Genomic DNA, 22305 nt, shown 5'->3' with positions numbered 1-22305 from the left:
AACATGCCATGACCCACGCCCTGTTTTCCCACCGCAAGCACTGGGCGGCGCGCTTCGGCACCGCCNCCTTCCTGCCGATGTCGCGCGCCGAGATGGCCGCGCTCGGCTGGGATGCGTGCGACGTGATTCTCGTCACCGGCGACGCCTACATCGACCACCCCAGCTTCGGCATGGCGCTGGTCGGGCGGCTGCTGGAAGCGCAGGGCTACCGTGTCGGCATCATCAGCCAGCCCGACTGGCATTCGGCCGACGCCTTCCGCGCGCTGGGCCAGCCGACGCTGTATTTCGGCGTCACCGCGGGCAACATGGACTCGATGGTCAACCGCTACACCTCCGACCGCAAGATCCGCTCCGACGACGCCTACACGGCCAACGCCGAACCCAACAAGCGCCCCGACCGCGCGGTCACCGTGTACGCACAGCGCTGCCGCGAGGCCTACCCCGGCACGCCGGTCATCATCGGGTCGATCGAGGCGAGCCTGCGCCGCATCGCGCACTACGACTACTGGTCCGACACCGTGCGGCGCTCGGTACTGCCGGACTCGAAGGCCGACCTGCTGATCTTCGGCAACGCCGAGCGCGCGCTGCTCGACGTCACGCACCGCCTCGCCAGGNGCGAGAAGATCGGCGACATCCGCGACCTGCGCGGCACCGGCTTCATGGTGGCGCATGACTGGAAGCCTGCCGAAAACTGGATCGAGGTGCTGTCGACCGAGCTCGACACCNCCGGCGCCGTCGACGCCCACGTCGACCCCTACGCGATGACGCCCACGGGCGCTACCGCGCAGACACCCGAAGGTACGGCTCCGGTGCGCATCGTGCCCAAGGCCGAACGGCTCGCCGCCAGGCAGGAATTGCGCGCGCGCACCGTGGTCCGCCTGCCCGACTATGACCAGGTGAAGAACAATCCCGTGCTATACGCCCATGCCTCGCGCGTGTTCCACCTCGAGTCCAACCCCGGCAACGCCCGCGCCCTGCGCCAGGCACACGGCGAGCGCGACGTCTGGCTCAACCCGCCGCCGATCCCGCTCTCCACGGCCGAGATGGACGCCGTCTACGACCTGCCCTACGNNCGCGCGCCGCATCCGAGCTACGGCGACGCCAGGATTCCCGCGTGGGAGATGATCCGCTTCTCGATCAACATCATGCGCGGCTGTTTCGGCGGCTGCACCTTCTGCTCGATCACCGAGCACGAGGGCCGCATCATCCAGAGTCGCTCCGAGGATTCGGTGATCCGGGAAATCGAGGCCATCCGCGACAAGACGCCAGGATTTACGGGCGTCATCTCCGACCTCGGCGGACCGACCGCCAACATGTACCGCATGGCGTGCAAGTCGAAAAAGATCGAACACGCCTGCCGCAAGCTGTCATGTGTGTTCCCCGACATCTGCGAGAACCTCAACACCGACCACACGCCGCTGATCCACATGTACCGCCGCGCGCGCCAGATTCGGGGCATCAAGAAGATCCAGATCAGCTCGGGCCTGCGCTACGACCTCGCGGTGCGCTCGCCCGAATACGTGAAGGAACTGGTGCAGCACCACGTCGGCGGCTACCTGAAGATCGCGCCCGAGCACACCGAGGCCGGGCCGCTGTCGAAGATGATGAAGCCCGGCATGGGCGCCTACGACCGCTTCAAGGAGATGTTCGAAGCGGCCTCCAAGGCGGTCGGCAAGAAGCAGTACCTGATCCCCTACTTCATCGCCGCCCATCCCGGCACCACCGACGAGGACATGCTCAACCTTGCGCTATGGCTGAAAAAGCACGACTTCCGCCTCGACCAGGTGCAGACCTTCCTGCCGACGCCGATGGCGCTGGCGACGGCGATGTACCACACCGAGAAAAACCCGCTGAAGAAGGTGCTCGGCGGCAAGGCCGAGACCGTGCCGGTGGTGAAGCAGGGCCGCGTGCGGCGCCTGCACAAGGCCTTCCTGCGCTACCACGACNCGGACAACTGGCCGCTGCTGCGCGAGGCGCTGAAGGACATGGGCCGCGAAGACCTCATCGGCAACAGCAAGAAGCACCTCATCCCGTCGTATCAGCCTGCCGGCACCGGCAAGCAACCGGAAGGCATGCGCACCCCGCGCGCCGAAGGCGGCCGCGCCAAGCCGGCGTCCGGCAAACCCAGCTCGTCCAAGCCCCATGCGGCCAAACCCATGCCAGCCAAAGCGGGCGCGGATAAATCCGGCGCCATCAAACCGACATCGGGCAAGCCCCCTCCCGCCAGCCGCGGCCGTCCGCCGCAGGTGCCCAAGCACNCCCTCAGCCAGCGCCGTGGCGGCGGCAAATCCCGCTAGCGTTTCACTTGTAACGTGTAGCTCGCATCGCGCCATGACCCCCAGCGACATCCTCCGCGCCAAGCTCAACCTAGAAACCGCCCAGCTCACCTGGCCCGAACTCGAACGCCACTTCGCGCGCGGCGACATCATCAAGGTCGCCACCGGCATGGACCTCGTCGACACCGCCCTGCACGTTGCCGAGAACAACGCCGCGACCGTGCAGGCATGGCTGGCCGATGGCCGCATCGCCCGCGCCGAACTGAGTGACGCCGAGGACTGGCATGCGCGCCAACCGATGTTCTGGGCGGTGGTCGTCGCGCCCTGGGTGTTGGTGCAGGAAGTGGTAAAGGAACTGGACTCGGACTAAGCCAGTCGGGACGCCGAACTGCTGCACGCGCAGGGATACAATCACTCTAGGATTCGCGCACAGGCGGGCCGCTCCGACCGTTCTGCTCGACTGGTTGCACGTAGCCAAACACGAGTCCGGCATGGTTCGGCGTATTCTTGAGCGTCACCCCCNNACCCAACCGGACTGCGGCTTCGCGCGCGATCGCCAGCCCCAGGCCGCTGCCTTCCCCTCGNTTCGACAGACGATGGAAGGCGTCGAAGGCGTGCCGCAACTCCGCCTCCGGAATGCCCGGGCCGGTATCGACCACCTCGACCAGGGCCTGGTTGCCATCGCGCCGCAAACGCAGCGTCACTTCGCCGCCACGCGGTGTGTACTTGAGCGCGTTTTCCAGCGCATTGCGGACGATCAGGCCAAGCGCCCGCGGGTCGGACCGCATCGATTTCAATCCGGCGTCCTCCATGCCCAGGTCGATTCCCCTGGCCTCGGCCAAGGGATGGAATTCGGCGATCAGTTCGCGTGCAAATGCCTGCACGTCGACGTCGGTCCATGCCGCTTCGCTGGCCTGGAGCCGCGCCAGGTCGAGCAGCTGCACGGTCAGCCTGCGCGCCCGCTCGATTCCCGCCTGGAGAGGGACCAGGCGCTCGCGCATGTCGGCTGGAGACGTTGCCTGGGCGAGGTTCTGCGCCTGGAGCGCAAGCGCCGTGAGCGGCGTGCGCAGCTCATGCGCGGCATCGGCGACGAACCGGCGCTGCTCGGCGATCATCGTGTCGACGCGTGCAAGGAGCCGGTTGATGGCGTCGACGAAAGGCGCGATTTCGTCCGGCAGGTCATGCCGGGGCAGCAACGCCGGGCGTTCGGCCGACTGCCTGTCGAGTTCCTCTGCAAGCCGCTGGATGGGCGCGAATTCGCCGCGCACGATGAATGCGATCAGCCCGATCAGCAGCGGCAGCAACAGCAACAGCGGGATCAGCGTACGCAGCGCACTGTTGAGCGCGATCTCGTTGCGGCTGTCGGTGGACTGCGCGACGGCGAGACGGCCGCCATGCCCAGTATCGCGAACAAACACCCGCATCGCCTCCTGCCCGCCGCTTCCGGCGAGCGTGTGAAGACCCGGCGCGATGTCCGGCGGCAACCACGCCGGACGCGGCCCGGCGGGAAGACGGACCACGCGGATTCTCGACTCGGGGTCTTCGACACTCTTGCTCGCTGCATCGAGCTGCCGGATGTCCGATGCGCCGCCGGCGCTCAGCGCGGCAATCTGCCGCAAGGCATCGTCCTGGAATTCCTGCGCCTCGGCATAGGCGAAATAGAAGGCGACCGCGGTCGCGATCACGCCGCTGGCCAGGACGGCCCCGGCCAGCATCTTCGACAGGTGGCGCTGCAGCGAACGGCTCACGACGCCTTGTCCACGCACCAGCCGGCGCCGCGCACATTCTTGATCACGTCCTGGCCGAGCTTGCGGCGCACGCCGTGGATCAGAAAATCCACGGCGTTGCTCTCGACTTCCTCGTTCCAGCCGTAGATTCGTTCTTCCAGTTCGGACCGCGCCAGGATCGCACCGGGCCGCAGCAGCAGGGCCTGCAGGAGCGCAAACTCGCGCGCTGAGCGTCGCCGTGCGGTCGCCGCAGGCCGCCTCGCGGGTGGCCGGATCGAGACTGACGCGGCCGTTGCCAAGCACCGGCGCCGCCTGGCCGCCCTGGCGGCGGATCACGGCACGCATGCGCGCGAGCAGTTCGTTGACGTCGAAGGGCTTGACCAGATAATCGTCCGCGCCCAGATCGAGCCCCTGGATGCGGTCGTCGACGCCGTCGCGTGCAGTGACGATGATGACCGGCAGCCTGCGGTCCGCCTCGCGCAGGCGGCGCAGGACCTCCAGACCGTCGCGCCCCGGCAGACCGAGGTCGAGCAGGACAGCTTGGTGCTCGGCTGATTCGAGGACATGCGAGGCCGTCCTGCCGTCGCGTACCCAGTCGACGGCGTAGGCGGCATCCTTCAAGGCCGTGGCAACTGCCTCGCCGATCATCGGGTCGTCTTCAACCAGCAGGATGCGCATGCTCGCCTTTCGTGTCTGCCCGCATCGTTCAGTGGCTCAGCCGGGCCGGCCGTTGCCGGAAGGCCGCGATGAACACCACGATCGCCGACAGCAACACGGCCGAGGCGCCGAAGCGGCTCAGGTCCAGTCCGCCGGCGTGCAAGGGTTTGTCCAGCAGATCGCCCACCACAGCGCCCAGCGGCCGCGTCAGGATGAACGCGGCCCAGAACAGCACGGTGCGGGAAATCTTCGTCCTGTAGTATGCCGCGGCGATCAGCGCCAGCAGCACGCCGAACACGAGCGCGCCGCCTTCGTAGCCGAGACCGGCGCTGTCGGCCGTCCAGTCGCCGAGAGCCGTTCCGAGCGTCTGCGAGAACATGATCGTCATCCAGTAGAACAATTCGGACCTGGGCGATCCGACGGTGTCGATCGAAACGGATCCCAGCGTGCGGTACCAGAGGGCCAGCGACGCCATCAGCAGGCCGAACAGCAGCGTCGTACCGCCGGCGTAGCCGATGCCGAGCGAGCGGTCGGCGAAATCGGCAAGCGTCGTGCCGACCGTGGTCGTTGCGATGATCGTGGTCCAGTAGATCGCAGGGTGGAACCGCCTGGCGCGAATCTGGACGATCACCGCGGCGAGGAAGACGGCCGCGAAGATCCCGGTGCTCAGCAGATAGCCGAGGTTCATCGACATGGACAGCGCATCGCCTCCGGTCTCGCCGAGCGTGGTCGCGAGGATCTTGATGATCCAGAAGACGAGCGTGACTTCAGGAACCTTGCTCAGGGCTTCTTCGGTTGTGAGGTTCATTGCGCACTCCTTTGTTCGGTCGAATCCCTGCGGGTCAGGGTAAGGTAGAACACCAGGCCGGAAATGGCGGCCAGGAACAGCAGGCTGGTCTGCACCGTACCCAGGCCCAGCCCTCCATTCGCCGCCGGCTGCGACAGGTAGTCGCCGCACGCGGCCCCCAGCGGCCGGGTCAGGATGTAGGCGAGCCAGAACGCCAGCACCGCGTTGGCCCTGAACGCGTAGTAGCCCAACGTCACCACCGCGATCAGCCCGCCGAACAGCAGCGCCGAATGCGCATAGCCGAGATTCAGACGCTCTGCGAACAGGTCCCCGGCTGCCGTGCCCAGCGCAAAGGTGAACAGTATGGCAGCCCAATAGTAAAGTTCCCGGCTGCGCGTACGGATGCTGTGGATCGACAGCGTCCGCTCCCTCGCGTACCAGATCGCGAACGTAGCAAGCAGGGCCAGGCTGAAAGCAGCCGTCGTCACCCCCAGCGGCACGCCGAAGTGGTCGGTCAGATTGTCCGTGATCAGGGTGCCGACGACGCTGATCAGGACGACCGTCAGCCAATAGAGCCAAGGCACATAACGCTTCGCACGCAACTGGGCAGCGAGCGAAACCGCCAGCAGGCCGGCCATCACGATGGAAGTCCCGGTCAGGCCGAAATTGAGATCGAAGTTCAGGAAATCGGCGGCGGTCTCGCCCACCGTCGTGGCCAGGATCTTGATGATCCAGAAGAACAGGATGGCCTCGGGCACCTTGTTGAGCAGGTCCCGCCCTGCGGCCGCCGGCATGTCGTTCATGTGTACGCTCCCGGAAATGCAAAAAGCCGGAGCCAGGCTCCGGCCAGGTTCAGTCTTCGTGGTCGCCGCCGTCGTCATGGTCGGCAGTATCGGCGGTCGCCTCGATGACCTTGCCGTTTCCGGCGTCCACCTTCACGTCCATCACCGTGGCCCCCTTCACGACCTCGACATCGAACACGCCCTGCCCCTTGTGGCGCTCGTACTCGGCGCGCGAGGCCTTGCCGCCGACATGCTGTTCGGCGGCGCCGACCGCCTGGACGAGGCTGATTCCCGCGCTCGAAATCGTCAGCGCGTCGTTTTCCGGGGACTTGGCCGCGACGGCGGTGCCGACCACGGCTGCGGTGGAGAAGGCGGCAAGCGCCGCCAGATAGGCTTTGCGTTTCATGATGATCGCTCCTTGGAACACGCGAACATTCGCGTGAGGGTCAAGATAGCGATCGAGAATTAGGCGACAGTTAGCTCATGCAACAATGTGGCGGCACGACGCACAAACGAAAAAGCCCGCCGAAGCGGGCTTATTCCTGCACCGGGCGCGCTTACGCCGCCAGGCTGTCCTTCACCCGCATCAGCCGCGCACGGGCCTCGGTCGCCACGCCATGCACTGCGGTGTTGCTCACCAGCTTGACCATGATGCCGGGGTCGAGGAAAGACACCGTCACCTTGCCGTCGGCTTCCTCGCGCACGACGACGTTGCAGGGCAGCAGCATGCCGACGTCGGGTTCGGCGGTGATGGCCTGGTGCGCCAGCGGCGGGTTGCAGGCGCCGAGGATGCGGTAGGGACGGCCATCGACGTTGAGCTTGGCCTTCATGGTGGCCTGTACGTCGATGTCGGTCAGCACGCCGAAGCCTTCGGTCTTGAGGGCGGCGGTAACCTTGTCGACGGCTGCGTTGAAGGGACCGCTGATGGTGGTTTCGAATCCGTATTCGCTCATGGGGCTGCTCCAGATGGGTAGGGTTTGAATAGCTGGTATTTTACCTGCCGTCCTCCCCTGACGGCAGAAACGCCAACAAGTTTCACGGCTCCATCGATTGCTGTTCCATCTTCCACCATAAGCGGTACACCGGATCGGACCACAGCGATTTGATGTAGACAACCACGTCCTGCATCTCCTGCTCCGAGAGCTTGCCTTTCCAGGCCGGCATCTTGCCCTGCCCCTGCGGGCTGCCGTCGCGGATCACGTCCAGCAGGGCTGCAGTAGGGTGGTGCCAGGCGTGCGCGCTGTCATCCAGCGGCGGCGGCGGGAACATGCCGTCGGCATCGCGCACGCGCCAGTCGCCCGGCTGCCCCTTACCCTCGACACCGTGGCATTCCATGCAGTGCTTTTCATAGACCGCCTTGCCGCGCGCCACCTGGGGGCCATCCAGCTTGCGATCGAGCGGTGCGGCCTCCGCATCCGCCGCACCGGGCGAACTGGAGGGTGCGTCGTCGCAGCCGGTCAGCGCCAGCCCGGCCAGCAGGGATGCAAGGATTTGCAGCTTCAAATTACTCATCGACCCTCCTCCAATTTCACGATGGACCGAACGGCATCGCTCAAGTTTCATGGCGACAGCACGCCATCCAGCATCTGCCGCATATGCAGCCAGTGTGATCCTTCCCAGTACACGCGGCCGCACATGTCACAGATGCTGAAACAGTCGTAATGCATCCGCACCCTGGGCGGCAACCGGTCCACCACGCTGGCCTTGTCGACCGGACGCAGCGGCACGTTGCAATGCAGGCACAGGGTGAACGGCCGGGCGCTGCGCGCCAGGTCGAGTCGTTCAACGATTTCCTTCAACTGCGCCTCTGGTTTCAGCGCATGGACGTAGCATCCGTGCGTCACCGCACGGCGCTTCAACAACTCGCGATCGCGCGTCAGCACGATGCGGCCGTCCTGTTCGCATATCGCCACGATGGTGTCGTCGTGGATGTGGTTGTCGTACAAGGTGTCGAATCCCAGCATGCGCAGCATGCGGGCCAGTCCGCCGAGATGCGCATCGGCGACGAAACGNGGATGACGCAAGGGATGCTCGCGCACCCGCACAAGCGGTGCCACATCCATCGCCTCGAAGCGAGGATACACCGCCACGTAATCGCCGTCCTGCAGCAGGCGGCCGAAGCCGACCGATTCGCCGTTCACCAGAATCAGCTCCACTTCGGTGTGCGGCACGCCCAGTGCCTCGATCATGTGTTTGGTCGTGGCCGCCTCCGCGCACGGCACGGTGAACGCTTGCCTGCGCCGGGCCGGCGCCAGGAAATCGTTCAGTTCCTCATGGAAGCGGAAGGTGGCATTCACCATAAGCCGCTATTTTCATCCTTTGCGGCTGCCCGTAAAACCCGCTCGCTTCGAGCGACGTCCCCATGCAAAAACGCCACCTTGGCGGTGGCGTTTTTCGGTTCCATCGATGATCAGTGCGGGACTTTGATGGGCTTGCCTGTTTTTGAGGGTGCGGTAATGAACGATCCGACCGGAACCACAACCTGTTTCGGCTTCTTGGGTTTCTTGGCTTCCTTGTTTCCGCGTAACTGGCCTTTTGCCATGATGATGCTCCTTGCAAGGTCTTCAGAAAACCGTGCCGCCTCAACGGCAGCACGGCACAGACCGATCATAGGCGCTTGCGCAGAAAACCTAGCCTTATCTTGCAAGCCCGGACTCGCCTGCCAGATAAGTCTGGGCGAACGCCGTAAACGCCGCCACTTCCCGCGCCTGCCAGGCCGTGTCGCGTCCCAGGGCACCGGCCATCAATGCCGCCACGGTGGGCGCAGCCTCGATACTGGCGCGCGCGTCGAGCAGCAGGGCGCGCGTGCGCCGTGCCAGCACATCCTGCACGCTGCGCGCCATGTCGTGACGGGCCGCCCATTCCACTTCGACGCCGATGTAGGGCAGCCGCGGATGCAGCGGCGCTGCCCACTCCGCGCGCNNCTGCGCCAGTGCCTGCACGGCGCCGGCGTCCGAGCCGTAGGCGCGTAGCGGCATCGGCGCGAAGTCGGCGGTAGCGCCGTGCAGGGGCAGATCCGCGGTGCGGCAGGGACGGCCGGGCAGCTGCGCCACACGCGCAGCGGCATCGGTGGCCTGCTCGGCCATCTCGCGATAGGTCGTCCACTTGCCGCCGGTGATGCTGACGAGGCCCGATTCCTCGCGCAGCAGATGGTCGCGCGCCAGCGTAGAGGTGCTGCGCCCGCTGCCGGCGCGTACCAGCGGGCGCAATCCGGCGAACACGCTCAGCACATCCTCCCGGCGCGGTGCGTCCTGCAGGTAGCGCCCGGCGTGTTCAAGCAGAAAATCGATCTCTGCGGGCTGCGCACGCGGTTCGGCCGCGGCGTCCTCGACCGGCACGTCGGTGGTGCCGACCAGCAAGCGGTTCTGCCAGGGAATGATGAACAGCACGCGGCCGTCGTCGGTCTTCGGAACCATGAGCGCATTGCGGCCGGGCAGAAAGCGCCGGTCCAACACGATGTGCGCGCCCTGGCTGGGCGCCACCCAGGCGGCGGCGCCTGGGTCGGCCATGCGGCGGATCGAATCGCAGAACACGCCGGTGGCGTTGACCACCACGCGCGCCGGGACCTCATGCTCGGTTCCGGTTTCGCGGTCGCGCACCACCACGCCCCTGACGGCCGTGCCCACTCCGTCCGACCGCAGCAGCGCCACCACCTCGCAGTAGTTCGCGAGCGTGGCGCCATGGTCCCAGGCGCTTTGCGCGAGACAGACCGCGAGGCGCGCGTCGTCGAACTGGCCGTCGTGGTACCGCACGCCGCCGCGCAGATGCTCCGCGCGCAGCGTGGGCAGTTCGCGCCGGGTCTCGGCTGCGCTGAGCCGCTGCGAGCGTCCCAGGCTGGCACGCCCGGCCAGCCGCTCGTAGAGCCCCAGGCCGAAGCCGTAGTAGAGGCTTTCGCCGCGCTTGTAGGTGGGGATGACGAAGGACTGCTCGCTCGACAGATGCGGGGCATTGGCCAGCACGCGGGTGCGTTCGCGCAGCGCGCCCATGACCAGCTTGAGGTTGCCCTGGCGCAGGTAGCGTACGCCGCCGTGCAACAGCTTGGTGCTGCGGCTCGATGTGGCCTGGGCGAAGTCGTCGCGCTCCAGCAGCAGCGTGTCATAGCCGCGCGTGGCGGCGTCGAGCGCGATGCCGAGTCCGGTGGCGCCGCCGCCGATCACGACCATGTCCCAGGGNGTGCGCCGGTCCGTGAGGCGCGCGATCGCTTCATCCCGGTTCATGGCCCGGTCCTGTCTCTGGCTCGACCCATCCCTTGGAACGCTCCACCGCGCGCGCCCAGCCGGCGCGCAGTCCGGCGACCTGGTCACGCGACAGGGCCGGCTCGAACACGCGCTCGACCTGCCACTGCGCGGCGATCTCGTCGAGGCTGCTCCAGTAGCCCACCGCCAGGCCGGCCAGATAGGCCGCCCCCAGCGCCGTCGTTTCGGTCACCTTCGGGCGCAGCACCGGCACCCCCAGCAGGTCGGCCTGGAACTGCATGAGCGCGTTGTTGGCGGTGGCGCCGCCATCCACCCGCAGTTCGCCAAGAGCGAGACCGGAATCAGCTTGCATCGCCGTGATGAGGTCGCTCACCTGATAGGCGATCGATTCCAGCGCCGCGCGCGCCAGGTGGCCCGCCGTGGTGCCGCGCGTGATGCCGTGGATGGAACCGCGCGCGTACGGATCCCAGTGCGGCGCGCCGAGGCCGACGAAGGCGGGCACCAGATACACCCCGCCGTTGTCCGGCACGCTCGCGGCGAGTTTTTCCACCTCGGATGCGCTGCGGATGATGCCGAGCCCGTCGCGCAGCCATTGCACCACCGCGCCGGCGATGAAGACGCTGCCTTCGAGCGCGTAGCTCGCCCGCCCAGCGAGGCGCCACGCCGTGGTGGTGAGCAGGCGATGGGTCGACGGGACGGGCGTGTCGCCGGTGTTCATCAGCATGAAGCAGCCCGTGCCGTAGGTATTCTTCACCATGCCGCGCTGCGTGCAGGCCTGGCCGAACAGGGCGGCGTGCTGGTCGCCGGCCACGCCCGCGACGGGGATGCGCTGCCCGCCCGGCAGGCAGGTCGTGTGGCCGTACACGGTGCTGGAGTCGCGCACCTCCGGCAGGACGGCGCGCGGCACCCGCATGTGGTCCAGCAGTTCGTCGTCCCATTGCTGCTGTGCGATGTCGAACAGCAACGTGCGCGAGGCGTTGGTCGCGTCGGTGACGTGCAGCGCGCCGTCGCTGAGCTTCCACAGCAGCCAGCTGTCGATGGTGCCGAACGCCAGTTCGCCCGCCTCGGCCCGGCGCCGCGCGTCGGGCACGTTGTCGAGGATCCAGCGCAGCTTGGTGCCCGCCAGGTAGGCGTCGAGCACCAGCCCCGTCTTGCGCTGGAACAGCGCTTCGTGCCCCGCCGCGCGCAGCTCGTCGCACAGGCCCGCGGTGCGCCGGTCCTGCCACACGATGGCGTTGTACACCGGTTGCCCGGTGCGCCGGTCCCACACCACCGTGGTCTCGCGCTGGTTGGTGATGCCGATGGCCGCGATGTCGCGCCCCGACAGGCCGGCCTGCGTGACGGCTTCGGCGGCGACGCCGAGCTGCGTCGACCAGATCTCGCTGGGGTCGTGCTCGACCCAGCCCGGCTGCGGAAAGATCTGCCGGAACTCCTTTTGCGCGATGGACTGGATCTGGCCTGCGTGATCGAACACGATCGCACGGGAACTCGTGGTGCCCTGGTCGAGCGCGAGCACGTATTGCATGTTCATCTCCGGTTGTAGGCCCCCATTGCAATCAGGCGCCCGTTCGTGGCGTGCTAGCCGCGCTTCAGGTTAGCGGGATCGGTCCGGCGCTTTTTGCGACAACGGCAAGCTGATGCCATCCTAGCACGCAGGATTTTCGCTGCCCCGGTCGCACGCGCTGGCGGCGTGATCGACACTGAAAAACTGCACACTCCCGGCATAATGCCGTTGCACTTCGGCCTCGTGCGCGTGCTTGAGACGAAGCTGACTAAAACAAGACAATGGCTAATTCCAAAGCCAAGGGCAGCTTCGCGGGAGACCATTATGCGGAGCGCGATAAATACAAATCGAAGCTGCCCCTTTTAGCCCAGCCTTGTGCCTGTTAGAACGAGTCGAAGCTACCCGATTTAGTTATGCATGGAGCCAAAATGTCTCGAGCCGTAACAGCAGACCACGTCTTGTTTGATGAGTGCATTGATGCGTTCCGGCGATATGAGACTGGGCAGATTCCATTTATTGAGGGAAAGGCCTGCTCTTACCTTCTTACCAGCTTCGAGCTTCCCGAACCATGGCAATTACCTCACTGCACAATCCATCCATCAGTGCGGGTTCACTTGCCGGGTGCTTTTTCAGCGTTCATCTGTCACGTAGACAACCCCGACTGGGTTGGGCGTCACAACTCACATCTGTACGGAATTGCGCTTGCCTCCATTGTCTCCTTCGCAACGGGGAAGCTCTGCAAATCAACGAGAGACGACTACCTCTGTAGACGTCAAGAGCTCCGGGAAAACGATCTTCTCCAACTCGCACTGCTATACCCCGTTCTTGTTGCCGGCCCAGGTTGCGTTCACTCGACGCTCTCAACCGCGAGACGAAATAAATACGAGACAACAATTTCTTCACTAATCACCCGATTGCACTCCGTTCCTTACAAGACATATGTAGTCCTGATGCAAGCGATTCGGCTCGTGCATCTCTCGTTACTGAACAAGAGAGATGACTTTGGCCTTGCATATCTGTTGCTCGTGTCAGCCATCGAGTCCATTGCCCAGCTGGCAGTAAAAAGAGATTACGTAAGAAAGACGCACCCCTCTGAACAAACATGGAAACAGAAAGCGAGTGGGGATCACGCATTCGAAGAGTTACTCGCGGCGTACCGCGAGCTAAGAGGTCAGAATCAATATCTCCAAGAGCGATACATTGAGTTCATCAAAACGTTCGCTCCGGTTGAAAGTTGGGAGGAAATAGTTGCCCACCCATATCAAGACATGGCCGACTACGTCAAGGAACTCACCCCATCTCACGACATGGAGCATGTTGTAGGACGGCATTGGTTTGAAAAGTATCCAACTGACCTACCTGCGGAGCATATACGGGAAATTCTTGCAGATTCGTACACGCACCGATCATGCTTTATACACAGAGGGGAGCAGCCACCTCATCGGGAGCCAACCTCATTCAATCGGTTCTTTCAAGAGATCCACGACTTCGATGGAAAAAATGTGATTGAGAGGCTGCTTCCAAATTACGAGCTGCTCTTAGGCATTGCACAACATTCAATCTGCGCGTGGGCGCATACAAAGTAAACCTAACTTTGCCTCCGGCCAACCAGTTTATCGCAGGCGTTAAGCACACCAAGTGGCCGTTATTCCCGCGACACTAAACCCGGCTCGCCGTCTGCCGCATCACGTTGGCGGCGAAGCGCATTGCCTGCTTCACCGGCAACGGCAAGGGCGCGCCGCCATGGTCGACCGCGGTCTGCGCATGCTGGGCTTCGTCGACCTTCATCTGCTCGACCACCGCGCGGCTCTTCGCGTCGGCTTCCGGCAGCTTCTGCAGGTGGCCGTCGAGATGCGCCTCGACCTGGCGCTCGGTTTCGGCGAGGAAGCCGAGGTTCCATTTGTCGCCGAGCAGGCCGGCGACGACGCCCATTCCAAAGGCGCCGCCGAACCACAGCGGATTCAGCAGGCTCTTGCGGCCGCCGAGTTCGTTGATGCGCGTCTCGCACCAGGCGAGGTGGTCGGTCTCCTCGCGCGCGGCCTGTTCGAGTTCGGCGCGTACTTTTTCATTCTTGGCGGTGAGCGCCTGGCCGGCATACAGTGCCTGGGCGCAGACTTCGCCGACATGGTTGACCCGCATGAGCGCGGCGGCCTGGGCTTTTTCCGCTTCGCTCAGTTCGGCTTCCGGTCCGGCGCCGGGATAGGGACGGCCGGCATGAGGGCTGGCGAAGACGGTGCGCAGGCCGAGGTCGAAGGTGGTGATGAGTTGGTCGAGTTTGTTCATGGTACCTCGGTTTTCTCTCTGACGGGCATGCCCTTCGATCGTTCGACAAGGCCCTCCTGAGCAAAGTCGAAGGGCTCACGATCAGGGCGAACGGTGCCTGGGGTGAGCACCGGCGTCATTTTACAAAGTAATTGAAGTTGGCATACGCCGCTTCCGCAACCTTGAACCACTGGAACTCGGTGTCGCGGAACTGCTTCCATGCACGGTAGATCGCGGCAAAGTCAGGGTTGGTCCGGGCCTCTTCCTCATACATCTGGAAGCTGGCACGGCGGGCGGCGAGCATCACGTCCTTGGGATAGGCGTGCAGCTTGACGCCCTGCCCCACCAGGCGCAGCAGCGCGGGCGGGTTCTGGGTATCGTATCGCGCAAGCATCAGCTGGTTGGCCTCGGCGGCGGCCACTTCGAAGGCCTGGCGATACGATTCGGGCAAGGCGTGCCACGCAGCCTGGTTGACGTANAAGGAGAGCTGCGCCTCNCCTTCCCACCAGCCAGGGTAGTAATAGTGCTTGGCGATCCGGTGGAAGCCGAGCTTNTCGTCGTCGTAGGGGCCGACCCATTCGGCGGCGTCGATCGCGCCGCGTTCGAGCGCGGGGTAGATGTCGCTGCCGGGCAGGGTTTGCGGAACCACACCGAGCCGCGCCATGATCTGGCCGCCGATGCCGGGGATGCGCATTTTCAGGCCCTTGAGATCGGCCAGCGACTTGATCTCCTTGCGGAACCAGCCGCCCATCTGGGTGCCGGTGTTGCCGCCGGGGAACTGCACCACGTTGTACTTGGCGTAAAGCGCGCGCATCGCCTCGATGCCGCCGCCGGCATACATCCAGGCATTCTGCTGGCGTGCGGTGAGGCCGAACGGCACCGCGCAATCGAAGGCCAGCGCCATGTTCTTGCCGACGTAGTAATAGCCGGCCGAGTGCCCGCACTCGACCGTGCCATTGCCGACCGCGTCGAGTACCTGCAGGCCAGGCACCAGTTCGCCGCCAGCGAACGCGCGGATCTGGAATTTGCCGCCGGTGAGCGCGGCCACGCGTTTGCTCAGGGTTTCCGCCGTGTCATACAGGATGTTCAGGCTNCTGGGGAAGCTCGACGCCAGCCGCCAGCGAATCGAAGGTAGCTGCGTCCCTTCGGCAGGCGCTGCCTGTGCGGCAGACAGCGGCAGCACGGCGGCTACGCCGGCGCCCGCCAGAAAGTCTCGTCTTTGCATGAATCCTCTCCGGTTTTGGCCGATTATACGAGCCGCCGCGAAACCGCTGCGTGTTAAAATCGCGGTCTTTCAAGCCCTGCCCGACTGCCATCCATGTTCAACCGCCAAGATACCCTCGCCAAGACCGATCCCGACCTGTGGGCCGCGATCCAGAAAGAAGACCAGCGCCAGCATGACCACATCGAACTGATCGCGTCGGAAAACTACACCAGCCCGGCGGTGATGGAAGCGCAAGGCTCGCAGCTCACCAACAAGTACGCCGAGGGTTACCCCGGCAAGCGCTACTACGGCGGCTGCGAATACGTCGACATCGTGGAGCAGCTGGCGATCGACCGCGTCAAGGCGCTGTTCGGCGCCGAGGCTGCCAACGTGCAGCCCAACTCCGGCTCGCAGGCCAACCAGGCGGTGTTCATGGCCTTCCTCAAGCCCGGCGACACCATCATGGGCATGAGCCTCGCAGAAGGCGGCCACCTCACCCACGGCATGGCGCTCAACATGTCGGGCAAGTGGTTCAACGTGGTCGCCTATGGCTTGAATGAGAAGGAAGAGATCGACTACGAGAAGATGGAAGCGCTGGCGCGCGAACACAAGCCGAAGCTGATCATCGCCGGCGCCTCGGCCTACGCGCTGCGCATCGACTTCGAGCGCTTCGCCAAGATCGCCAAGGAGATCGGCGCGGTATTTATGGTTGATATGGCGCACTACGCCGGCCTGATCGCCGCGGGCGTGTACCCGAACCCGGTGCCGCATGCCGACGTCGTGACCTCGACCACCCACAAGACCCTGCGCGGCCCGCGCGGCGGCATCATCCTGATGAAGGCCGAGCACGAGAAGGCAATCAACTCTGCGATCTTCCCCGGTCTGCAGGGCGGCCCGCTGATGCACGTCATCGCCGGCAAGGCCACCGCCTTCAAGGAAGCGTCGACCAAGGAATTCAAGCACTACCAGGAGCAAGTCATCGACAACGCGCTGGTCATGTGCAAGGTGCTGGTCGAGCGCGGCCTGCGCATCATCTCCGGCCGCACCGAGAGCCACGTTTTTCTGGTCGATCTGCGCAGCAAGAACCTCACCGGCAAGGAAGCCGAGGCGCTGCTGGGCCGCGCCCACATCACGGTCAACAAGAACTCCATCCCCAACGATCCGCAGAAGCCCTTCGTCACCAGCGGCATCCGAATCGGCACCCCGGCGATGACGACACGCGGCTTCAAGGAACTCGAAGCCGAGCAACTGGCGAACCTGATCGCCGACGTGCTGGAAGCGCCGAATGATGAAGCGGTGATCGAGCGGGTGAAGGGTGAAGTGGCGAAGCTGACGGCGAAGTATCCGGTGTATGGGTGAACGGTGAGCAGGAAGCGGTGAGCGGAAAACCCGTCACCGCTCGCCACTTACCGCTTACCGCTCACCGCTCACCGCTCACCAAAAATGAAGTGTCCCTTCTGCGGCTCTCTCGACACCCAGGTCATCGACTCCCGCGTCAATGAGGCGNGGGATGCGATTCGCCGCCGCCGCCGCTGCGCCGCGTGCGACAAGCGCTTCACCACCTGGGAGACCGCCGAGCTGCGGCCGCCGCAGATCGTCAAGTCCAATGGCACGCGCGAGGACTTTTCCGAGACCAAGCTGCGCGAAGGTTTCCGCCGCGCGCTGCACAAGCGCCCAGTGTCCACCGAACTGGCCGACGCCGCGGTCGACCGCATTCGCCAGCGCCTGCTGACGCTGGGCGAGCGCGAAGTGCCCGCGCGCGAAGTCGGCGAACTTGTGATGAGCGAACTGAAGAAGCTCGACAAGATCGCCTACATCCGCTTCGCCTCGGTGTACAAAAGCTTCCAGGACCCGGACGATTTCCGCGAGATGCTGCAGGACCTGGAACGCACGCCGCCCCAAGGCGTGGACGACCTCTTCGAATAGTCTGCCGTGCGTGCCGACCGCCACTCCGCCGCCGATCATCTGCACATGGCCCGCGCGCTGCAACTTGCCGCGCACGGGCTTTACACCACCAGTCCCAACCCACGTGTCGGCTGCGTCATCGTCAAGGACGGGCTCGTCGTCGGCGAAGGCTGGCATGAACGTGCCGGCACCCCGCACGCTGAAATCCACGCGTTGAACGCTGCGGGCGAAGCGGCGCGCGGCGCGACGGTGTACGTCACGCTGGAACCCTGCTCGCACCACGGCCGCACGCCGCCCTGCGCCGAGGCGCTGATCAGCGCAGGCGTGGCGCGCGTGGTAGCGGCGATGAGCGACCCCAATCCGCTGGTCGCGGGCGGCGGCATATCGATGCTGACGCTGGCCGGGATTCAGGCCGAGGTCGGCCTGATGGAGGCAGAGGNNCGCGCGCTCAATCCCGGTTTCATCTCGCGCATGACGCGTCAGCGTCCGTGGGTGCGCCTCAAGACCGCCTCCACGCTGGACGGCAAGACCGCACTCGCCAACGGCACATCGCAATGGATCACCGGCGAAGCCGCGCGCGCCGACGTGCAGCGCCTGCGCGCGCGTGCCTGCGCCCTCCTCACCGGCAGCGGCACCGTGCTGGCCGACAATCCGCGCATGAACGTGCGCGATCTGGTCATCGGCCACCAGCCGCTGCGGGTCATCGTCGATTCCACCCTGCGCACGCCACCGGATGCGGCGACCCTGCCCGCGCTGATCGCCTGCCATCATGCCGCACCAGACGCGCGCGCCGCACTCGAACATGCCGGCGCCGAAGTGCTCGAACTTCCGGGAGACGGGGGCCGTGTCGACCTGGCCGCGCTGCTCACGCTGCTGGCGCAGCGCGGCATCAATGAGCTGCACGTGGAGGCAGGGGCCGCGCTCAATGGCGCGCTGATCGAAGCCCGGCTGATCGACGAATGGGTGGCCTACGTCGCGCCGATGGCGGTGGGCGACGTCGCGCGCGGCCTGTTCGCCCACCCCGCGCTCACCACGCTGGACGACGCGGCACGCTTCAGATTGGGCGACGTGCGGCAGGTCGGCGGCGACCTGCGCCTGACGCTGCTGCCTACGTGAGCGGCTTCAAGGATCATTTCTCGTCGGCATCCGACCGCTACGCCGCCTATCGCCCCGACTATCCCGCCGCGCTGTTCGCCTGGCTCGCAAGCCGGTGCACGGAGCGCGGCACCGCCTGGGACTGCGCCACCGGCAGCGGGCAGGCGGCGCTGGGTCTGGCGCCGCACTTCCGGCGGGTCGTCGCCATCGACGCCTCCGCCGAACAGATCCAGCACGCCGAAGCCCATCCCGACATCGACTACCGGGTAGCGCCCGCCGAAGCCAGCGGCCTGGCAGACCGCAGCATCGATCTCGTCACGGTCGCGCAGGCGGCGCACTGGTTCGATCTGCCGCGCTTTTACCGCGAGGTCTCGCGCGTCCTCAGGCCCGGCGGTGTGCTCGCCCTGTGGGGCTACGGCCGCATGGTGCTGCCGNGGGAAATGGATGCCCCCTTCCTGCGCTTCTATTCGGAGACGATCGGTCCCTACTGGCCGCCCGAGCGCGCACTGATCGACGATGCCTATCGCAGCCTCGATTTCCCGTTCGCGGAAATCGAGGCACCGACCTTTNTCATCGAGGTCGAGTGGAGCCTGCGCCGGCTGACGGACTATCTGTCGACCTGGTCGGCGGTGAAGCGCTACCAGACTGCGCGGAGCCACGATCCGCTGCCGGCGCTGATGGCAGAACTGATGCCTTTGTGGGGTGATGCCGACACTGCANAAAAATTGCAGTGGCCGATTTTCCTGCGCGCCGGTCGGCCTTAGCAGGCTGTCAGCGCACCAGGACATCCTCGAACAGCCTGGCCATCTGCTCGCCCACCGTCTGCAAGGGCCGTTCGCGCGTGCCGCTCAGCCGCAGGTTGTCGTCCTGGCACCCTTGGCTGCGGAACGCCTGGATGACGTAACGCTTCACCCCGAGATCGGCCAGACCGTGCGCAAGGCCGATCACGGCCGCGTCGCCCAGCAATGCCGGATGCACCGTGGTGCGGATTTCATGATCGACGCCAGACGCCAGCACCTGCCGTAAACCGGCCAGCGCACGTTCGCCGCTGCCTGCCGCGCCGGTGATGCGCGCGTAATCCGCAAACGGCGCCTTCACATCCAGTCCGACCCAGTCGACCAGCGGCAATACCTCCGCCAGTCTCTGCGCATACATGCCCCCNGTATGCAGGCCGATTTTGAATCCGAGCGCGCGCACCTCACGCACAGCGTCGACCAGTCCTGCCTGCGCAGTCGGCTCGCCGCCGGAAAACACAACGGCGTCGAGCAGACCCCGGCGGCGGCGCAGAAAGGACAGCACATCCGTCCAGGGGATTTCGCTCTCGCCGCGGGCGGGAATCAGACCGGGGTTGTGGCAATAGCCGCAACGCCAGGGACAGCCCTGGCAGAACACCACTGCAGCCAGCATGCTAGGCCAGTCGGTGGTGGAGAGCGGCGTCAACCCGCCCACGCGAAGCGTTATATTCATAATTGGCGTAGCACAACACTCAGCCGAGGGTGCACCGGCCTTCGACGAAGAAGCGCCGCTCGCGATGCTCGCTCTTCTTGCCCGTGTTGAAGCTCGTCACCGGACGGTGATAGCCCATCACCCGGGTCCACACTTCGCAGCGGGTGCGTTCCGCGTCCGTCAGGGCAGCGGCGTTCAAGGCTTGGGGCAATACAGTCATGTCGTTCATCTCGGTCTCCTTGGGTTAAACAGCGACGGCACGTTTGCGGGACAGGGCTTCCTCGTCGCATGCCGGACAGAACTCGTGTTCGCCGGCGAGGTAGCCATGCTTGGGACAAATCGAAAAGGTCGGCGTGATGGTGATGTAGGGCAGGCGGAAGCGTTCCAGCGAACGACGCACCAGTTTCTTGCAGGCCTCGGCAGACGAGATGTGCTCCGACATGTAGAGATGCAGCACGGTTCCNCCGGTGTACTTGCGCTGCAGATCGTCCTGCCGCTCCAGCGCCTCGAAGGCATCGTCGGTGAAACCCACCGGCAGCTGCGACGAGTTGGTGTAATACGGCGCGTCGACCGTGCCCGCCTGCAGGATGTCCGGGTAGCGCTTGGCGTCCTCCTTGGCGAAGCGGTAGGTGGTGCCCTCGGCCGGGGTGGCTTCCAGGTTGTACATATGGCCGGTCTCTTCCTGAAACGCGGCAATGCGGCCACGGATGTGGTCGAGCAGGCGCACCGCAAAATCATGGCCCCATTCGGTCGTGATGTCGTGTTCGTCGGCGGTGAAGTTGCGGATCATCTCGTTGACGCCGTTGACGCCGATGGTCGAGAAGTGGTTGCGCAGCGTGCCGAGATAACGCTTGGTATAGGGAAAGAGGCCGTTATCCATCAGGCGCTGGATTTCCTTGCGCTTGATCTCGAGGCCGTTGCGCGCCATGTCGAGCAGCGCGTCGAGGCGGCGCAGCAGCGCGGCTTCGTCACCTTGGTATTCGTAGCCGAGACGCGCGCAGTTGACCGTCACCACGCCCACGCTGCCGGTCTGCTCGGCCGAGCCGAACAGGCCGTTGCCGCGCTTCAGGAGTTCGCGCAGATCGAGCTGCAGGCGGCAGCACATCGAGCGGATGTGGTTCGGCTTCATCTCCGAATTGATGAAGTTCTGGAAGTACGGCAGGCCGTAGCGCGCGGTCATGGCGAACAGGCGCTCGGCGTTTTCCGACTCCCAGGGAAANTCGGGCGTCATGTTGTAAGTGGGGATGGGGAAGGTGAACACGCGGCCCTTGGCGTCGCCAGTGGTCATCACCTCGATGTAGGCGCGGTTGATGATGTCCATCTCGGCCTGCAGTTCGCCGTAGCTGAACGGCATTTCCTCGCCGGCGATGACGGGCACCTGTTCGCGCAGGTCCTCGGGGCAGGTCCAGTCGAAGGTGAGATTGGTGAATGGCGTCTGCGTACCCCAGCGCGACGGCACGTTGAGGTTGTAGATCAGTTCCTGGATGCACTGGCGCACCTGGTCGTAGCTCATGCCGTCCTTGCGGATGAAGGGCGCCATGTAGGTGTCGAACGAGGAGAAGGCCTGCGCACCGGCCCATTCGTTCTGCAGCGTGCCGAGGAAATTGACGATCTGGCCGACCGCGGAGGACATGTGCTTGGGCGGCCCCGCCTCGACCTTGCCCGGCACGCCGTTCAGGCCCTCATGCAGCAGCGTGCGCAGCGACCAGCCGGCGCAGTAGCCGGCAAGCATGTCGAGGTCGTGGATGTGCAGCGAGCCGTCGCGGTGCGCCTCGCCGAGCTCGGGCGGGTAGACGTGGTTGAGCCAGTAGTTAGCCACCACTTTGCCGGAGACGTTGAGGATCAGTCCGCCCAGCGAGTAGCCCTGGTTGGCGTTGGCGTTGACGCGCCAGTCCTGGCGCGACAGGTATTCGTTGATCGAGGCTTCGACGTCGACCACCGTCTTGCGGTCCTCGCGCAGCTTCCTGTGGCTGTCGCGGTAGACGATGTAGGCGCGCGCGGTATGCAGATGATTGGCGGCGATCAGGCTCTGCTCGACCACGTCCTGGATGCGTTCGATGTCCGGCGGGGCGGTGCGGAAGCTGTGGGTCAGCACCTTCATCACCTGGGCCGTCACCTGATCCGCCTCGGCCTCGCCGAATTCTGGTGCGCCCAATTCTTTGGTGGCCTGCCCGGCTCGCAAGATGGCCGAACGTATCTTCGCGGCATCGAACATCGTTCGACGCCCGTCACGTTTGATGACTTCGCGGGGAACACCTGCTATTACAGAATTCATCTCACCCTCCTCGAAAACAACATCTTGTGTGCCAACTGAATCAACCATACGACATCTTGTGGAACAGTCAAGAAGAATTTCAGGTTAGGAAGTCCTGATATACTTAAACATGTATTTTTCAACATCTTATGGAGGCATGACATGAGCACGATTCTGGATTTTCTTGGCGGCGATCACCGCGCCTGCGAC

The 22305-nt window shown here is 65.0% G+C and carries 21 protein-coding genes and 2 pseudogenes; 7 read left to right on the top strand and 16 right to left on the bottom strand.

Annotated features, from left to right (window positions below; all coding sequences use genetic code 11):
- The first annotated feature begins 8 nt into the window (after positions 1-8).
- Positions 9-2297, top strand: coding sequence for a YgiQ family radical SAM protein (locus tag HZY77_RS15525; protein WP_296816711.1), 2289 nt, complete (start codon positions 9-11; stop codon positions 2295-2297).
- 34 nt (positions 2298-2331) lie between these two features.
- Complete coding sequence (locus HZY77_RS15520) at positions 2332-2646, top strand: DUF2288 domain-containing protein (protein ID WP_296816708.1); 315 nt, start codon at positions 2332-2334, stop codon at positions 2644-2646.
- Positions 2647-2692: 46 nt separating this feature from the next.
- On the opposite strand, the gene HZY77_RS15515 is transcribed toward HZY77_RS15520, so the two are convergent.
- The 12 genes and pseudogenes from HZY77_RS15515 to glpK form a co-directional block, all read right to left on the bottom strand.
- Positions 2693-3391 (bottom strand): HAMP domain-containing sensor histidine kinase, encoded by a 699-nt coding sequence (locus tag HZY77_RS15515; RefSeq protein WP_296820932.1) that lies wholly within the window; start codon positions 3389-3391, stop codon positions 2693-2695.
- 629 nt (positions 3392-4020) lie between these two features.
- Positions 4021-4302 carry a winged helix-turn-helix domain-containing protein gene (locus tag HZY77_RS17930; RefSeq protein WP_363154654.1) on the bottom strand — a complete coding sequence of 94 codons (282 nt, stop codon included), beginning with the start codon at positions 4300-4302 and terminating at the stop codon, positions 4021-4023.
- A 103-nt stretch (positions 4303-4405) separates the two neighbouring features.
- A pseudogene (locus HZY77_RS17925) lies at positions 4406-4651 on the bottom strand (response regulator); the annotation flags it as partial.
- Between the two features lie 58 nt (positions 4652-4709).
- Positions 4710-5468, bottom strand: coding sequence for a hypothetical protein (locus HZY77_RS15505; protein WP_296816706.1), 759 nt, complete (start codon positions 5466-5468; stop codon positions 4710-4712).
- A complete protein-coding gene (locus tag HZY77_RS15500; protein WP_296816703.1) occupies positions 5465-6250 on the bottom strand; it encodes a hypothetical protein in 786 nt (261 codons plus the stop codon). Before HZY77_RS15500 ends, HZY77_RS15505 begins: the two co-directional genes overlap by 4 nt.
- 49 nt (positions 6251-6299) lie before the next feature.
- A complete protein-coding gene (locus HZY77_RS15495; RefSeq protein ID WP_296816701.1) occupies positions 6300-6635 on the bottom strand; it encodes a PepSY domain-containing protein in 336 nt (111 codons plus the stop codon).
- Between the two features lie 151 nt (positions 6636-6786).
- On the bottom strand, positions 6787-7182 hold the full coding sequence (locus HZY77_RS15490) for a DUF302 domain-containing protein (protein WP_296656050.1): 396 nt from the start codon (positions 7180-7182) through the stop codon (positions 6787-6789).
- A gap of 82 nt (positions 7183-7264) precedes the next feature.
- Positions 7265-7741 (bottom strand): cytochrome c, encoded by a 477-nt coding sequence (locus HZY77_RS15485; protein ID WP_296816699.1) that lies wholly within the window; start codon positions 7739-7741, stop codon positions 7265-7267.
- Positions 7742-7788: 47 nt separating this feature from the next.
- Positions 7789-8529: a Mut7-C RNAse domain-containing protein gene (locus tag HZY77_RS15480; protein WP_296816696.1), complete on the bottom strand. Its 741-nt coding sequence runs from the start codon at positions 8527-8529 to the stop codon at positions 7789-7791.
- 110 nt (positions 8530-8639) lie between these two features.
- A complete protein-coding gene (locus HZY77_RS15475; RefSeq protein WP_296816693.1) occupies positions 8640-8840 on the bottom strand; it encodes a hypothetical protein in 201 nt (66 codons plus the stop codon).
- A 25-nt stretch (positions 8841-8865) separates the two neighbouring features.
- Complete coding sequence (locus tag HZY77_RS15470) at positions 8866-10446, bottom strand: glycerol-3-phosphate dehydrogenase/oxidase (RefSeq protein WP_296816690.1); 1581 nt, start codon at positions 10444-10446, stop codon at positions 8866-8868.
- Positions 10433-11950: a glycerol kinase GlpK gene (gene glpK / locus HZY77_RS15465; RefSeq protein WP_296816686.1), complete on the bottom strand. Its 1518-nt coding sequence runs from the start codon at positions 11948-11950 to the stop codon at positions 10433-10435. Before glpK ends, HZY77_RS15470 begins: the two co-directional genes overlap by 14 nt.
- 407 nt (positions 11951-12357) lie before the next feature.
- Here glpK and HZY77_RS15460 point away from each other — a divergent pair, with 407 nt between their 5' ends.
- Positions 12358-13515: a hypothetical protein gene (locus HZY77_RS15460; protein ID WP_296816683.1), complete on the top strand. Its 1158-nt coding sequence runs from the start codon at positions 12358-12360 to the stop codon at positions 13513-13515.
- 73 nt (positions 13516-13588) lie between these two features.
- On the opposite strand, the gene coq7 is transcribed toward HZY77_RS15460, so the two are convergent.
- Positions 13589-14212, bottom strand: a complete 624-nt coding sequence (gene coq7, locus HZY77_RS15455; RefSeq protein ID WP_296634710.1) for a 2-polyprenyl-3-methyl-6-methoxy-1,4-benzoquinone monooxygenase — start codon at positions 14210-14212, stop codon at positions 13589-13591.
- Positions 14213-14327: 115 nt separating this feature from the next.
- The gene (locus tag HZY77_RS15450) at positions 14328-15416 is read right to left on the bottom strand and encodes an ABC transporter substrate-binding protein (RefSeq protein WP_296816680.1); all 1089 of its coding nucleotides are present in this window, start codon (positions 15414-15416) and stop codon (positions 14328-14330) included.
- 93 nt (positions 15417-15509) lie between these two features.
- Here HZY77_RS15450 and glyA point away from each other — a divergent pair, with 93 nt between their 5' ends.
- The 4 genes from glyA (at position 15510) to HZY77_RS15430 (ending at position 19159) form a co-directional block, all read left to right on the top strand.
- The gene (gene glyA, locus HZY77_RS15445) at positions 15510-16754 is read left to right on the top strand and encodes a serine hydroxymethyltransferase (protein ID WP_296816678.1); all 1245 of its coding nucleotides are present in this window, start codon (positions 15510-15512) and stop codon (positions 16752-16754) included.
- Between the two features lie 84 nt (positions 16755-16838).
- Entirely contained in the window at positions 16839-17321 is a 483-nt protein-coding gene (nrdR, locus tag HZY77_RS15440) for a transcriptional regulator NrdR (RefSeq protein WP_296816675.1), read from the top strand.
- A gap of 45 nt (positions 17322-17366) precedes the next feature.
- Positions 17367-18416, top strand: a complete 1050-nt coding sequence (ribD, locus tag HZY77_RS15435; protein WP_296820931.1) for a bifunctional diaminohydroxyphosphoribosylaminopyrimidine deaminase/5-amino-6-(5-phosphoribosylamino)uracil reductase RibD — start codon at positions 17367-17369, stop codon at positions 18414-18416.
- A complete protein-coding gene (locus HZY77_RS15430; RefSeq protein ID WP_296816673.1) occupies positions 18413-19159 on the top strand; it encodes a class I SAM-dependent methyltransferase in 747 nt (248 codons plus the stop codon). The genes ribD and HZY77_RS15430 overlap by 4 nt, the downstream gene beginning before the upstream one ends.
- 7 nt (positions 19160-19166) lie before the next feature.
- Here HZY77_RS15430 and HZY77_RS15425 read toward each other — a convergent pair whose 3' ends face one another.
- Together HZY77_RS15425 and HZY77_RS15420 are read right to left on the bottom strand one after the other, a co-directional pair.
- On the bottom strand, positions 19167-19862 hold the full coding sequence (locus HZY77_RS15425; RefSeq protein WP_296816670.1) for an anaerobic ribonucleoside-triphosphate reductase activating protein: 696 nt from the start codon (positions 19860-19862) through the stop codon (positions 19167-19169).
- A 19-nt stretch (positions 19863-19881) separates the two neighbouring features.
- Positions 19882-22056: pseudogene (locus HZY77_RS15420) on the bottom strand (ribonucleoside triphosphate reductase).
- Positions 22057-22305: the final 249 nt, after the last annotated feature.

The sequence above is a fragment of the Thiobacillus sp. genome, from assembly GCF_013693775.1.
Lineage (GTDB): Bacteria > Pseudomonadota > Gammaproteobacteria > Burkholderiales > Thiobacillaceae > Thiobacillus.
The sequence above is the reverse complement of the archived record's forward strand: the minus strand, read 5'-3'. Positions and strand labels throughout refer to the sequence as shown.

Bases quoted from the DNA above. Each gene is read 5' to 3' on its own strand.
- HZY77_RS15495 (WP_296816701.1), bottom strand. From the start codon at position 6,635: ATGAAACGCAAAGCCTATCTGGCGGCGCTTGCCGCCTTCTCCACCGCA.
- HZY77_RS15520 (WP_296816708.1), top strand. From the start codon at position 2,332: ATGACCCCCAGCGACATCCTCCGCGCCAAGCTCAACCTAGAAACCGCC.
- glpK (WP_296816686.1), bottom strand. From the start codon at position 11,950: ATGCAATACGTGCTCGCGCTCGACCAGGGCACCACGAGTTCCCGTGCG.
- glyA (WP_296816678.1), top strand. From the start codon at position 15,510: ATGTTCAACCGCCAAGATACCCTCGCCAAGACCGATCCCGACCTGTGG.
- HZY77_RS15460 (WP_296816683.1), top strand. From the start codon at position 12,358: ATGTCTCGAGCCGTAACAGCAGACCACGTCTTGTTTGATGAGTGCATT.
- HZY77_RS15505 (WP_296816706.1), bottom strand. From the start codon at position 5,468: ATGAACCTCACAACCGAAGAAGCCCTGAGCAAGGTTCCTGAAGTCACG.
- HZY77_RS15475 (WP_296816693.1), bottom strand. From the start codon at position 8,840: ATGATCGGTCTGTGCCGTGCTGCCGTTGAGGCGGCACGGTTTTCTGAA.
- HZY77_RS15485 (WP_296816699.1), bottom strand. From the start codon at position 7,741: ATGAGTAATTTGAAGCTGCAAATCCTTGCATCCCTGCTGGCCGGGCTG.
- HZY77_RS15500 (WP_296816703.1), bottom strand. From the start codon at position 6,250: ATGAACGACATGCCGGCGGCCGCAGGGCGGGACCTGCTCAACAAGGTG.
- HZY77_RS15490 (WP_296656050.1), bottom strand. From the start codon at position 7,182: ATGAGCGAATACGGATTCGAAACCACCATCAGCGGTCCCTTCAACGCA.
- coq7 (WP_296634710.1), bottom strand. From the start codon at position 14,212: ATGAACAAACTCGACCAACTCATCACCACCTTCGACCTCGGCCTGCGC.